Origin of the sequence: Croceibacterium sp. TMG7-5b_MA50, from assembly GCF_039830145.1 — a bacterium.
Lineage (GTDB): Bacteria > Pseudomonadota > Alphaproteobacteria > Sphingomonadales > Sphingomonadaceae > Croceibacterium.
Genome location: NZ_CP156082.1, coordinates 2,218,000 through 2,232,191, shown reverse-complemented (window position 1 = coordinate 2,232,191; position 14,192 = coordinate 2,218,000). Strand labels below are relative to the sequence as shown.

At 69.9% G+C, this 14,192-nt stretch carries 10 protein-coding genes; 5 read left to right on the top strand and 5 right to left on the bottom strand.

The annotated features are described in order from the left end of the window. The first annotated feature begins 258 nt into the window (after window positions 1-258). A complete protein-coding gene (locus V5740_RS10555) occupies window positions 259-1,377 on the top strand; it encodes an OmpA family protein (protein ID WP_347302437.1) in 1,119 nt (372 codons plus the stop codon). A gap of 117 nt (window positions 1,378-1,494) precedes the next feature. Here V5740_RS10555 and V5740_RS10550 read toward each other — a convergent pair whose 3' ends face one another. The 4 genes from V5740_RS10550 to V5740_RS10535 form a co-directional block, all read right to left on the bottom strand. Then, a complete protein-coding gene (locus V5740_RS10550) occupies window positions 1,495-3,855 on the bottom strand; it encodes a glycoside hydrolase family 127 protein (RefSeq protein ID WP_347302436.1) in 2,361 nt (786 codons plus the stop codon). 101 nt (window positions 3,856-3,956) lie between these two features. Further along, window positions 3,957-4,964 carry an NAD(P)-dependent alcohol dehydrogenase gene (locus V5740_RS10545; protein ID WP_347302435.1) on the bottom strand — a complete coding sequence of 336 codons (1,008 nt, stop codon included), beginning with the start codon at window positions 4,962-4,964 and terminating at the stop codon, window positions 3,957-3,959. 44 nt (window positions 4,965-5,008) lie between these two features. Beyond that, entirely contained in the window at window positions 5,009-6,589 is a 1,581-nt protein-coding gene (locus tag V5740_RS10540; RefSeq protein ID WP_347302434.1) for a glycosyltransferase, read from the bottom strand. Beyond that, window positions 6,586-7,461 carry a glycosyltransferase gene (locus V5740_RS10535; protein ID WP_347302433.1) on the bottom strand — a complete coding sequence of 292 codons (876 nt, stop codon included), beginning with the start codon at window positions 7,459-7,461 and terminating at the stop codon, window positions 6,586-6,588. Before V5740_RS10535 ends, V5740_RS10540 begins: the two co-directional genes overlap by 4 nt. An 86-nt stretch (window positions 7,462-7,547) precedes the next feature. On the opposite strand from V5740_RS10535, the gene rpe reads away from it, so the two are divergent. The 3 genes from rpe to purH all read left to right on the top strand — a co-directional run bounded on the left by rpe (window position 7,548) and on the right by purH (window position 11,868). Further along, window positions 7,548-8,216, top strand: a complete 669-nt coding sequence (rpe, locus tag V5740_RS10530) for a ribulose-phosphate 3-epimerase (protein WP_347304504.1) — start codon at window positions 7,548-7,550, stop codon at window positions 8,214-8,216. 322 nt (window positions 8,217-8,538) lie between these two features. Then, entirely contained in the window at window positions 8,539-10,278 is a 1,740-nt protein-coding gene (locus V5740_RS10525) for a heparinase II/III family protein (protein ID WP_347302432.1), read from the top strand. Next, entirely contained in the window at window positions 10,279-11,868 is a 1,590-nt protein-coding gene (purH, locus tag V5740_RS10520) for a bifunctional phosphoribosylaminoimidazolecarboxamide formyltransferase/IMP cyclohydrolase (protein WP_347302431.1), read from the top strand. A 64-nt stretch (window positions 11,869-11,932) separates the two neighbouring features. On the opposite strand, the gene V5740_RS10515 is transcribed toward purH, so the two are convergent. After that, on the bottom strand, window positions 11,933-12,655 hold the full coding sequence (locus tag V5740_RS10515; RefSeq protein ID WP_347302430.1) for an OmpA family protein: 723 nt from the start codon (window positions 12,653-12,655) through the stop codon (window positions 11,933-11,935). Window positions 12,656-12,823: 168 nt separating this feature from the next. Between V5740_RS10515 and V5740_RS10510 the strand changes: the two genes are divergently transcribed. Continuing rightward, the gene (locus V5740_RS10510) at window positions 12,824-14,122 is read left to right on the top strand and encodes a hemolysin family protein (RefSeq protein WP_347302429.1); all 1,299 of its coding nucleotides are present in this window, start codon (window positions 12,824-12,826) and stop codon (window positions 14,120-14,122) included. The last annotated feature ends 70 nt before the right edge of the window (window positions 14,123-14,192 follow it).

Genomic DNA, 14,192 nt, shown 5'->3' with positions numbered 1-14,192 from the left:
GGGCCGGAGCATCGCTCCGGCCCTTTTTTCGTCCATTCAGGGCAGCAAAAGAGTTGCAATCCTGCAACAGTGAGCAAAAAAGCTGGTGGCAACGCTGCACTGCGGCGGAACGAAAATTCCTGTCATTCCTTAGGTTGCTGCTCGGTGGGACGAGAGTCACACCGGTCCGGGATGGCTGCGGCACCCGCGGCACTGTTGCGGTCCTGCAAGGTAAGCATCTATATAGCGGGTGCGCAGGCAATTAAGGGGATTGTTCATATGAAGAAATTTGCGTTGGGGCTGCTGCTGGCATCGGCGATCGCCGTGCCCGCCACCGCCAAGGATGGCCAGCCGTATATCGGTATCCAGGGCGGCATCGCCCTGCCGAGCGACATCGACGTCGACAGCGGCACCACCGATGACGCGTTCTCGGTCGAGAGCGACGAGGGCTTCGATGTCGGCGGCTTCGTCGGCTACGATTTCGGTCCCGTCCGGGCCGAGCTGGAAGGGTTCTGGCTGCAGACCGATCCCGACAGCGTCACCACCAACACCACCGTTGGTCTGCCGCTGAACGCGACGCCCGGCCTCGACTTCGGCACCGCCGAAGCCCGCGGGCACGTCCGTGTCGCTGCTGCCATGCTGAACGCGATGTTCGACATTGGTGGTGAAGACGGCGTCGGCCTGTCCTTCGGTGGCGGCTTCGGTCGCGCCTGGTCGAAGATGCAGCTGTCTGCCGGTGGCCCTGACCTGATCCCGTCGCAGACGGACAATGACTGGGCTTACCAGGGTATCGCGCAGCTGCGCGTGCCGGTGACGGAAAGCGTCGATGTCGGTCTGAAGTATCGTTACCTCAACACCAACAACTTCGACGCCGTAGACGGCCTGGGTCGCGCCGCGAGCTACGACATCGAGTCGCACTCCGCGCTGCTGACGCTGACGGCGAACCTGGGTGGCGAGGCTCCGCCGCCGCCGCCCCCGCCGCCGCCGCCGCCCCCGCCGCCGCCGCCTCCCCCGCCGCCCCCGCCGCCGCCTCCGCCGGTCGTGCAGTGCAACCGTGGGCCGTACATCGTGTTCTTCGACTGGGATAAGTCGGCGATCACGCCTGAGGCTGCGACGATCCTGGACAGCGCGGTCACCGCGTATGGCAACTGCGCCAACGTGCCGATCATGCTGGCGGGCTACACCGACACGTCGGGTTCCACCCAGTACAACCTGGGTCTGGCCGGCCGTCGTAACGACGCCGTCCGTACGTACCTGACCGGCAAGGGCATTCCGGCCGCTCGCATCACCAGCGAAGCGTTCGGCGAAGCCAACCTGCGCGTTCCGACCGCCGACGGCGTCCGCGAGCTGCAGAACCGCCGCGTGGAAATCAGCTACGGTCCGGGTTCGGGCCGCTAAGCCCAAACCTGCCAAGGCAGACAGATCGGGCCGGGGGAGCGATCCCCCGGCCCTTTTTGCGTCGGTACTCCAAAGGTTCCTGGACGGTGCGCGCCAGCGGTAACCGTCAGGCGACCGCTATTCGGCGGCGGTCGTCGCGCTCATCATCCGCATTTCATAGATGACCGCATCGGCCCGCTCGGCAGTGACGCTCACCTCCGCCCGGTCGCGACCCTGTTCCCCGGCGGAAGGGACGAGATAATCGACCGCGACCAGATTGCCCGCGGTCACGCCGGTGGGTTCGCCGCGTTCCAACGCCTGCCCGTTTACGCTGACGATCATCGGCCGCTCGCGGTCAGCCTCCGTCACCATCAGCCGCAGCACGGCGGGACCGGGCCTGCGGGCGAGCATCGCGGTGAAGGACTGCCCCGGCCGCAGCCGGCGGGCGGAGCGCCCGCTCCAGTTCACGACCTCGCTCGCCTCCGCGGCGAAGGCATGGTCCCGTTCCGGCTGCATCTCGCCCAGATAGAGCACGTCCACCGTGCGCGCAGCCAGTGCGTATGCCTCCTTGGCGGAGCGCACGTAATCCTCGCGGGCGGTCTCCCACCCGGCGGGCGTGAAGGTGCGCAGATACACCGCCGCGCGCCGGTCGTGCTGCGCGAAGAAGGGGGCGAAGCCGAGCGGCTCGCCCATGGCGCCGCGCGCGGCATAGCGACGGCCGCGGGCAAGCGGCGTCAGCGCGGCTGTCGGCGCGCCGTCCACCACAAGCGCCGGCGCGATCCCGCGGAACTCCTCCGCCGCCGGGCCGAGATCGGCGCCCAGCACCAGCGGGCCATGGCGGAAGGCGACCAGTGCCGGATCATCGGGCAGCGGCTCCGCCTGCAGGCGCATCGGCAGCACCACCTCGATCTGGTCGCCCGCCTGCACCGGGCGGTCCAGCACGGCATAGCCATTACGCGACGCATAGCTCGCCGGGGCACCGTTCAGCTTCAGCGTGGCGCCGTCCGCCCAGCCGGGCAGGCGCACCGCAAGGGATTGGCCTATGCGCGGTGTGCGATCGACGGCCACGATGGCGTGGCCTTCCGTCGGCATGATGGTGATGAGGTTTACTCGCAATTCCCGCTCCGGCCAGTCGAGTTCGGAGGAGATGAACAGGTTCAGGTACAGCGTCGCATCGTCCGCCCACCAGATGCTATCGCCGTGCTTGGCATGGCTTTCCATGCCCGATCCGACACAGCACCAGAAGCTGTCCTCCGGGCTGGACCATACGCGGCGCGCGCCGGCGGCCAGCGGCATGAAATAGGCGAAGCGCCCATCGGCGGGTCGCTGGTGCGCCATGATGTGGTTCAGCTGCACCCGCTCGTAGAAGTCGAACCAGCGGGCATCCGGCTCCCAGCTATAGAGGTGCCGCGTCAGCTTCAGCATGTTGTAGCTGTTGCACGCCTCGCACGTCGCTTCCGTGATGCGGCCGGCCAGCTGGTCGGGCGCACCGAAATGCTCGCGTTCCGAATTGCCACCGATGACGTAGCTGTGATGCTGCGTCACCGTGTCGTGGAAGAAGCGCGCCGTGGCGGCATGGGAGGGGTCGCCGGTTAGCTCGTGCAGGCGGGCGAGGCCGATGACCTTGGGGATCTGCGTGTTGGCGTGCAGCCCCTGCAACCGGTCCTGCTGCGCCGTCAGCGGGTCCAGCACGGCCCGGTGGCGCAGCCGTTCCGCCAGCCGCAGCCAGCGGGCATCGCCAGTCAGTGCGTAGGTTTCGGCGTAGGTTTCGTTGAGGCCGCCATGTTCGGCATGCAGCACGCGCTGTAATTGCTCCTCGCTCAGCGGTTCGAGCACGCCGGCGAGATAGCCGGCCAGAGCCAGCATGATCGGCATGGCGCGGGGATTGCCGGCCAGCACATGCGCGTCGATCAGGCCGGCATGCACCTTGTGCCAGGTATAGAGCGGCACCCAGCCGCCATTGAGGTCGAACCCGCTGCTGCGGATATCGCCCCGGCGCACCTCCTCGAACACCAGCTTGCCGTCGACTGTCTCCCCGTCCCGTTCGACCGTGGTGCCGCCCAGATAGCCGTCGCCATGCGCCGCCTGGATGCGAGCCATCTCCGCCAGGGCATGGTCCAGCCGGGCGGCGATCGCGGCGTCGCCGCTGCCGGCGACGGTCAGCGCGCAGGCGGACAGCCAGTGGCCGAGCGTATGGCCGGCGATCCCCATCGCCTCCCACCCGCCATAGACAGGTCCGCGTGCCGGCAGGCCGGCGGACAGGTAGAAATTGTGCAGCAGCCGCTCAGGATCGAGCGCCAGCAGATAGTCGCGATTGGCGCGGAACGCGTCGGCGAAGGGGGATCGGCTCAGGCGCACATGACGCATCGGCACCGGCTCCACCCGGCGTCGCCCGGAGGGAGCGGGCTGTGCCATCGCGGCCAGTGTAAGCTCCGCCGATCCCAGCACCAGCGCCACGGTGCTGGCCCCGCGCAGCAATGCGCGACGGGTCACGTCCATGATGACCTTCCTCTCTGTCCTGCTATTTTGTCGGACATTAGGGCGGTCGCACGGGCGTTGCAAACCCTCGCGGCAAGGCCGCTATCGGCAGCGGCGCCCGCTTACCATTCGACGCCGATCTTGCCGAAATGTCCACCGCTCTCCTCGTAACGGAAGGCCTCGGCCAGATCTTCCAGGCTGAACCGCCGGTCGATGACCGGGCGGATGCCGGTCGCGTCGATCGCGCGCACCATGTCCTGCTGGTGGCGGCGGCTGCCGACGATGATGCCGCCGATCCGGACCTGCCGTGCCAGGAACATGCCCGTCGGCACCTCCCCGCCGCGGCCGGTCAGTACGCCGATCATGGAGATATGGCCGCCCACCCGCACCGCGTTCAGCGACTGGCCCAGGGTGGCCGGGCCGCCGACCTCGATCACATGATCGACGCCGCGGCCGCCGGTCCAGTCGCGTGCCTGTTGCCCCCATTCGGGCTGTGACCGGTAGTTGATGCCATGCGCCGCGCCGAGCTGGCGGGCGCGCTCCAGCTTCTCGTCGGAGGAGGAGGTAGCGATCACCGTCGCCCCCATCGCGCGGGCGATCTGCAGCGCCCAGATGGATACGCCGCCGGTGCCAAGCACCAGCACCGTGTCGCCCGCCTTCAGCCCGCCTTCCACCACCAACGCGCGCCATGCGGTGAGTCCGGCGGTGGTGATCGTCGCTGCCTCCACCGCGTCGTAGCCGGCCGGCGCGCGGGTGAAGGCGGTGGCGGGCAGCACGACGGTCCCTTGCGCGAAGCCATCGATCCCGTCGCCCGGCGTGCGGGCGAAGTCACCGATCGTGGGTGGCCCGTCCTGCCAGTCGGGGAAGAAGCACGACACTACGCTGTCACCCACGGCGAATTCGGCGACGCCCTCGCCGATCGCCTCCACCACGCCGGCGCCGTCCGCCATGGGCACGCGGCCGTCGGCAGCGGGCGACTGGCCGGAACAGACGAGGTAATCGTGAAAGTTGAGCGAGCTGCCGTGCAGCGCGACGCGGATCTCCCTCGGGCCGGGCGCACCGGGGTCCGGCCGATCCATGATCCGCAGGCGGTCCAGCCCGCCCGGGGCGGCGATGGTGACGGCACGCATGTCAGCTCTCCTGTGGCGATATGCAGCCGACGGCAGGCGGCGCCTTAAGTTCCGGCGGACGCGCCGGGCTTCACCGCGCGCAAGGTGACCACCATGGGATAGGCGGGATCGGCGCGCTCCAGCCAGGCGGCATTGACCTCCTCCTGCGCCAGGCCGTGGAGGAAGCAGGTGGCGGCATAGACATTGCCTTCCACCGTCACCGCGATGTTGTCCGGCCCGAACAGTTCGCCGAACATGCGGGTGACGGAGGCGCCGGTCAGCGACCAGTACCAGCGTTCGCCCCATTCGCCGCGATCGACGCTGCTGGTGCCCGGCACCGTCAGCAGCAGCACGCCGCCCGGCTTCAGCGCGCGCGCGAGTTCCGCGGCGGCGGCGGGCATGTCCCACACCAGCATCAGCGTCTGCGTCAGCACGATGCAGTCGAAGGCCCCTTCCGGCAGCAGGCCCGGCTGGCCCAGATCGCCGACGATCGTCGCCTCCGGATTGTCGGCATGGGCGTGCAGCACGTCCTGCCGGGCGATCGCCGCGCCGCCGAACTGGCGGCTGTAGGCGGCATCACCCACTTCCAGCACGCGGCCGCGAATGTCGGCGCGGTGCCGGTCCAGGAAGCGTTCGATGTACCAGCGGTCGATCGGCGTGCCCCGGTCATAGCCGAAATTGGGGGAGACGGGGGTGGCGCGATCGAGGTCGCCGAAATCGACGTGGCCGGGCGCGGGGGTGCCGGTCAGCCGACGCTTGGCACTGGCGAAGGCGGCGGGCGGCAGTACCCGGCGGGCCGCCCAGATGGCGGCGGCGAACAGCGAAGCGGCAGGGGCGAGACGGGCCATGCGCCATCTTTGCCCGGCAATGCGCGGCAGCGGAAGGCCCGCATTGTCACGCCAGGCCGACAGCGCATAGGCGCGCGCCCATCGCCGATGTCCTGCGGCCATCGCGGCGCGCCCGGCAGTATCAGCCGGCGCGTGCCGGGCCTGCACCGCCCAGGCCGCGTGCAGCACCCGCGCCGGATCGGCGGAGGCGTTGGTGCCATGGATGCGGTATTCCGCCATCGGGTGCGGATGGCTGGCGACTGGCCAGCGGATCGCCAGCCGCAGGAACAGGTCGTAATCCTCGCAATTGCGCAGCCCTTCGTCGAAGCCGCCCGCCGCCAGCAGCTTGCCCCGGTCGAACAGGGCGGTGGCGATCATGCCCACGCAATTGGTGGCAAGGAAGGCAAGCCGGGCGTCGGGTTCACACCGTTCCAGCACCAGCGGCGTCAGCGGGCGCCACTGCGCATCCACCCGCCGGTGCGCGCCATAGACGAAGGCCGCATCCGGAGTCGCAGTCAGGCACGCGGCTGCATGGGCGAGTGCGCCGGGCAGCAGCCGGTCGTCCGCATCGAGGAACAGCACCGCCGTGCCGGTCGCCGCGTCGGCCCCGGTATTGCGTGCAGCCGATGGCCCGCGCGCCTGCGGATGGCGCAGCAGGCGCACGCCGGGGAGGCTTGCGGCAATGGTCGCTGTCGCGTCAGCCGACCCGTCATCGACCACGATCACCTCCGCCGACACGTCCTGCGCGTGGATGCTGGCGACCGCCTCCGCCAGCCACGGCGCGGCATTGTGGGCCGGAATGATGACGCTGATCCTCACCGCCGCAGCCCCTGCCGGAGGCGCCAAGCGAGCCGGCCGGGCGCGGTGTGACGGTAGGTCGCGGGCCGCAGCCGGTCCAGCCAAAGGCGGCGGCGCACGGCGCGCGCGACTTCGGCCACGCCGTTGCGTCGCAGCCAGCCGAGATACCAGCGCAGGAAGAATCGCCGCCGCGCAGGGTACTGGCCACCGCCGATCATGCCCGCGACGGAGCTGCCGGGATGGATGCGGTAATTCAGCCAGACCTGACTGGAGAACCAGACCGGCTGCGTGGCGAACAGCTTGCCGAAGGCGGCGCAATCCTCGAACGAATTTGTGAACTCGTTCTCGAAATTGCCAAGCTGATGCAAAGTCGCACGTCGCACCAGCACATCGGACGGGCACGGCGCACCTGCCGGACCCAGCGGGTACAGCGCCAGCGCCGCATCCGGCGGCGGGATCAGCACGTCGTGGCGATGGCCGGTTGGGGTCGGCATGTCGGCGCCGCCCTGCCAACTGGCCCAATAGTTCACGCATCCGGCCAGCAACGCGATGCGCGGCTCTCGACCGACGATCGCCAGCTGGGCGGACAGCTTGTGCGGATGCCAGCGATCGTCGGCATCGATGAACGCGATCCAGTCGGCGCTCGCCTCTGCCAGCCCAAGATTGCGGGCCGCGCTCATCCCCCGATTGCCGCCACCCGGATGTGCCAGGCAGCGCATGCGCGGGTCGCCGGCGGCGTAGGCGGCGGCGATCGCGGCGCTGCCATCGGTGGAGCCGTCATCCACCAGCAGCAGTTCCCAATCGGTGCGATCCTGCGCCAGCACACTGTCCAGCGCCTCCGCCAGGAAACGCTCCGCGTTCAGGTAGATGCAGATGATCGACACGGCGGGCACGGGGCCCGGTGTAGCGGGCGTCGCAGGAGGCTCAAACCCGCTTGTTGCGTGGCGCCATCATGGTAAGCGCGCGGGCCATGACGACGCTGCCGACACCCCTGATCTCGCCATCCATCCTGTCCGCCGACTTCGCGCGGCTGGGGGAGGAGGTGCGCGCGATCGACGCGGCGGGGGCGGACTGGATCCATATCGATGTGATGGACGGCCATTTCGTGCCGAACCTGACCTTCGGCCCGGCGGTCACCGCCGCGATCCGGCCATGGACGACCAGGCCGTTCGACGTGCACCTGATGGTGAGCCCGGTCGATCTGTGGATCGAGCCCTTCGCCAAGGCCGGCGCCGACATCATCACCGTCCATCCGGAGGCCGGCGCGCATACCCACCGCACCGTGCAGGCGATCCGCGCGGCGGGGGCGAAGCCGGGCATCTCGCTCAATCCGGCGACCCCGGCCAAGATGCTCGACTACCTGCTGGAGGAGATCGACCTGGTGCTGGTGATGAGCGTCAATCCCGGCTTCGGCGGGCAGAGCTTCATCACCAGCCAGCTGAAGAAGATCGAGGCGATCCGCCGGATGATCGACAAGAGCGGCCGGGACATCCGGTTGGAGGTCGATGGCGGGGTCAGCCCCATTACGGCGCGGCAATGCGTGGAGGCCGGGGCCGATGTGCTGGTGGCGGGCAGCGCCGCCTTCGCCGGCGGGCCGGAGCGCTACGCCGCGAACATCGCCGCCCTGCGCGGGACGGTGGGGGCCTGATCCGGTGAACGACGGGGGCGAGGCTGGGGCAGGGGGCGGTCACCGCAACCGGTTCCTGCGCCCGCGCACCCCCGAACCCGAGCCGGAGATCGCGGAGGCACCCGCGCGCCCATCCGCTCCAGCGCCCCGGATCGCCCGGCGCATGCGTCGGCAGAAGGCCGTTGAAGCGCCTGTGACCCCGGCACCGGAAACACCGGCGCCGAAGCCATCCCCAAGCCCCCCACCCGCACCGACGCCGGCACCCGCCGCAGCACCTGCACCGGCACCAGCCCCCCCGCCTCGGCCCATCCCGATCCGGCCGGAGGGCGAACCTGCGCCGCTGGTGGAGACGCTGCCGGCCGTCTCCTTCGCGCCGGATGTCGGTGCGGGGGAGAAGTTGCTGCGGCTGGGTTACCGCCTGGGCCTGTCGGGCAGCACGCTGTCCCGCCCGTTCGGCCGTCCGCTGCGCCCGCGCCTGCTGGCGACGGTGGAAAGCCCGCTGCCCGGGCATCGCCCGGCGGGTCTCGCACTGCGGGCCGGGCACATCCTCGCCGCCGGGGTGCGCACGCCGCTCGTCTCCATCGACTATTCCGCCGCCGCCACCTTGCCGCCCCCGCTGGAACGGGTGGTGCATGGCTTTGGCTGGATGCGCGATTTGGCCGCCGCAGGCACAACCGCGCAGGGGGCGGCGGTGGCGGAACGGATGCTGCGCGGCTGGCTGGATGCCAATGGCCGCAGCGGCGCCGCGCGCAAGGGTGCGGGGTGGCGCGTCGGCCATGGCGGTCATCGCCTGCTCGCCTGGCTGGTCCATGCCCCGCTGATCCTGGGTGGCAGCGACAAGCCGTTCCGCGCCCGCGTGCTGGCCGCCATTGCCGACCATGCCGGCTGGCTGGACCGGGCGGCCGGGCGGGCGGACAATCCGCTGGAGGCGCTGGCCGGCTGGTGCGCGATCACCGCCGCCGGGCTGCTGTTGCCCGACGGTGCGCCGCGCCGCCTGTATGGCGAGCGCGGGCTGGGTGAGGCGATGGAGGAGCTGGTCGGCCGCGATGGCGGTGTGCTGTCGCGCAGCCCGTGCGCGCAGATCGAGGCGATCGAGCTGCTGGTGGAGCTCGCCGCCTGTTACCGCGCCACGCGCCGCCCGCTGCCGCCGCACATCGCCGCCATGCTGCAATTGCTGGTCCCGCCGTTGCTGACGGTGCTGCACGCCGATGGCTCGCTCGGCAGCTGGCAGGGGGCGGCGGCGGTGGATGCCGCACGGATGCGGTCGCTCCTCGCCGCCAGCGACGTCCGCGCGCGACCGCTGATCGATGCGCGGCAATGGGGCTACCAGCGGGTCGCCGCCGGTATCAACGATCGCCGTCGCACCGTGCTGCTGGTCGATGCCGCGCCGCCGCCACTGGCGCGGCATGCGCAGACCGGCTGTGCCTCCACCCTGGCGATCGAGCTGTCGGCGGGGCCGCAGCGCATTGTGGTCAATTGCGGCGGCGGGTCGCTGGCGGGCGGGCAGGTCCCCACGCGGATGGAGCCGCTGCTGCGCGCCACCGCAGCGCATTCCACGCTGGTGCTGGACGATGCCAACAGCACGGCGGTGAAGCCTGCCGGCCGTCTCGGCGCCGGGGTCAGCGAGGTGGAGGTGGATCGCCGCCGCGCCGTGTTGCCCGACGGGCGCGAGGCGACGGAAGTGGAGGCAAGCCATGACGGCTATGGCAGCCGCCTGGGCCTGGTCCACCGGCGGGTCGTGACGTTGAGCGACGATGGCGCGCTGCTGCTGGGGGAGGACCGGCTGGAACCGGTCGGCCGCCGGGGCCGCCGCGCCAAGGTGCCCTACGGCTTGCGCTTCCACCTGGGTCCGGGGATAGAGCCGGTTCCGGTGGACGCCGGTGATGGCGTCTTGCTGCCGCTGCCTGACAGCAGCGAGTGGGCGTTCCACGCACCCGGCCATGCCGTGATGGTGGACGAAAGCCTGTGGGTCGATGGCGACGGGCAGCCGCATCCGGTTCAGCAACTGGTCCTGGAGGGCACGCTGCCGGGTGCCGGAGAGGCGCTGACCATCGCCTGGCGATTCGAGCGAATGGGGAATTGAATGACTGACGTGACGATCCGGCGGGCGCTGCTGTCCGTGTCCGACAAGACCGGGCTGGTGGACCTTGCCAGCCGCCTCAACAAGGGCGGGGTGGAGCTGGTGTCCACGGGCGGCACCGCGCGCGCACTGCGCGATGCGGGCCTGCCGGTGCTGGACGTGTCGGACGTGACCGGCTTTCCCGAGATGATGGACGGCCGGGTCAAGACGCTGCACCCCCTGGTGCATGGTGGCCTGCTGGCGGTGCGCGACGATCCGGCGCACGCCGCCGCGATGGACGCGCATGACATCACCGCGATCGACCTCCTGGTGGTCAATCTCTACCCCTTTGAAGCGACGGTGGCGCGCGGGGCGGAGCGGGACGAGATCATCGAGAACATCGATATCGGCGGGCCCGCCATGGTCCGCTCCTCCGCCAAGAACCACGCCTTCGTCTCAATTGTGACCGATCCCGCCGACTATTCCGCGCTGCTGGCCGAACTGGCGGAACATGACGGCGCCACCACGCTCGCGTTCCGTCGGCGCATGGCCGCCAAGGCATTCGCCGCCACCGCCGCCTATGACGGCATGATCAGCCAGTGGTTCGCCTTCGCCGATCAGGGGCAGGCCTTCCCCGACATGCTGGCCATGCCCGCGCGCAAGCAGGCCGAGCTGCGTTATGGCGAAAACCCGCACCAGCAGGCGGCGCTGTACCTGCCGATGGGGCCAGCGGCTCCCGGCCTGGCGCAGGCGCAGCAGGTGCAGGGCAAGGCGCTGTCCTACAACAATTACAACGATGCCGATGCCGCGCTGGAGCTGGTGGCGGAATTCGCGGGTGAGGCGCCGACAGTGGTTATCGTCAAGCACGCCAATCCGTGCGGGGTGGCGCAGGCGGACACGCTGGCGCAGGCATGGGCTGACGCGCTGGCCTGCGATCCGGTGTCGGCGTTCGGCGGGATCGTCGCGGTCAACCGCCCGCTGGACGAGGCGACGGCGCAGGCGATCTGCCGCATCTTCACCGAAGTGGTGATCGCGCCGGGCGCGGACGAGGCGGCGCGCGCCGCCTTCGCCGCCAAGCCGAACCTGCGCCTGCTGCTGGTGGATGAACTGCCCGATCCGCGCCGCGCCGGCCTGCTGGTGAAGCCGATCGCCGGCGCGCTGCTGGCGCAGACCCGCGACGGTGGGGCGATCACCGCCGCCGACCTGCAGGTCGTGACCGACCGCGCGCCCACCAATCAGGAGGTCGCCGACTGCCTGTTCGCCTGGACGGTGGCACGGCACGTGAAGTCCAACGCCATCGTCTATGCCAAGGACGGCATCACCGCTGGCATCGGCGCGGGGCAGATGAACCGCAAGGATTCCAGCCGGATCGCCGCGCAGCGCGCACGGGAAATGGCGGAGATCGCCGGCTGGGCACAGGCGCGCACGATCGGATCGGCCATGGCATCCGACGCCTTCCTGCCGTTCGCAGACGGGATCGAAATGGCGGTTGATGCGGGCGCGACCGCCATCATTCAACCCGGCGGATCGATCCGCGATGCGGAGGTGATCGCGGCGGCGAACGCGGCGGGCATCGCCATGGTGTTCACCGGCATGCGGCATTTCCGCCACTGACACGAACAGGCCCCCGCCCTGGCATGCAGGATGGGGGCCGTGTTCATGTGCCGGTCGGGCGGCCTTAGTTGCGGGCCGCGTTCACCTCTTCGGTGCTGATCGGCGTGATGCGGATCTCCACCCGGCGGTTCTGCGCGCGGCCTTCCGCGGTGCTGTTGTCGGCCACCGGATACTGCTCGCCATAGCCGACCGTCTCCAGCCGGGCGCGGCTGACGCCGCGGCTGACCAGGTAATTGGCGACCGATTCGGCGCGCCGGCGCGACAGATCGAGGTTGTAGGTGTCGGCGCCGGTCGAATCGGTGTGGCCCATCACGTCGACCAGGCTGTTGGGGTAGCGGATCATGCTCTGCGCCACGCTGTCCAGCGCGCTGCGGAACGCCGGGCTGATGTCCGTGCTGTCCACCGCGAAGGTGACGTCGGGCAGGTTGACCAGGATGCCGGTGCCGTCTGGCGTTTCCGTGACATCGACTCCGGTGCCGGCGGTCGCCTCGTCCAGCTCCTTGATCTGCTGGTCCATCTGGTTGCCGATCACCGCGCCGCCGATGCCGCCGATGCCCGCGCCCAGAATGCGCCCAGTGCGCCCGCCGATCAGCCCGCCCAGCAGGTAGCCGAGGCCCGCGCCGCCCACGCCGCCAATCGCGGTGCGGCTGGCATAACGCTGCCCGGTATTGGGATCGGTCACGCAGGCCGACAGGCCCAGCAGCGACACGGCCGCCATGCTGGCGATGGCGATGCGGCCGAGGCGGCGCTTGCGGGCGGGTGGTTGATCGTGATTGGCGGTGGTCATCGGTTGGTGCATCCTTGTCCTGTTGGTGCCGCCCAGCGTGCTGCCACCCGCGGCCCTGCGGGAAGATGAACGAACATTGCTGTGCTTGCGTTCCGTCCTCCGCCCGACATCGCGGGATGGCGCAGGACTCTCGACTCGGCCCGGCTATCTGCTAGCGACAAAGGTGCAATGTCACCTTTCCCCTGGTTCGACCTCGCCATCCTGCTCCTGCTGATCCTGCTGAACGGGATCTTCGCCATGAGCGAGCTGGCCATCGTCTCCGCCCGCACCGGTCAATTGCGGCTGGAGGCGGAGCGTGGCAGCAGCGCCGCCCGCGCCGCGCTGGACCTGGCGTCCGATCCGGGCAAGTTCCTGTCCACCGTGCAGATCGGCATCACGCTGGTCGGCATCATCTCCGGCGCCTATTCCGGCGCCACGCTGGGCCCACCGACGGGTGAGCGGCTGGAGCTGCTGGGCCTGTCGGCCGACCTCGCCGAGAATGTCGGCTTCGTGCTGGTGATCGCGGTCACGACCTACCTCAATCTCATCATCGGCGAGCTGGTGCCCAAGCAGTTCGCGTTGCGCGCCAGCGTGCCGGTCGCCAAGTTGATGGCCCGGCCCATGGCGCTGCTGGCGCGGATCGCGGCGCCGTTCGTGTGGCTGCTGGATACGTCGTCTTCCCTGCTCCTGCGCCTGCTCGGCATGCGGTCCAAGGGCGAGTCGGCGCTGACGGCGGAGGAGCTGCAGATGATCTTCACCGATGCTAGCCATCTGGGCGTCATCGGGGAGCAGGAGCGGACCATCCTGTCAGGCGTCATGCGCCTGAACGAGCGGCCGGTGCGCGAGCTGATGACGCCGCGGACCGAGCTCGACTGGATCGACTGCAACGCGGACGAGGCGCAGATCCGGGCGACGATCGAGGAATCGCCGCATTCCAAGCTGCCGGTGGCCGACGGTTCGCCCGACCGGCTGATGGGCGTCGTCCGCGTGCGAGAGGTGCTGGCGATGCTGCTGGCCGGCGGGCCGGTGGCGCTGGATCAGCTGATGCGCAAGGCGGAGGTCGTGCCCGACCAGCTGGACGCGATGGACGCGCTGACCGTGCTGCAGGCGAGCGGGACGGGCATGCTGCTGGTGCATGACGAATACGGCCACTTCGAAGGCATCGTGACCCCGGCCGACCTCTTGAGTGCCATGGCGGGCGGCTTCGCCAGCCACCAGGACGAAGGGGACCAGCCGCTGCTGACCGAGCGCGCCGACGGGTCACTGCTGGTAGCGGGCTCGCTGTCGGCCGATGCGCTGGCCGAGCGGCTGGGCATGACCCTGCCGGAAGACCGCGAGTTCGGCACCGCCGCCGGTTATATCCTGTGGCGGCTGAAGCATCTGCCGGTGGAAGGCGAGGCGTTCGAGGACGATGGCTGGCGGTTCGAGGTGGTCGACATGGATGGCCGCCGGATCGACAAGCTGCTGGTCAGCCGGGTGCCGGACTGAGGCGGCGACCGGCGGAAGTTTATACTAAGTTTACACCTGCCGGGCGCTTCGCTGAAGGTCGGACCCGCGG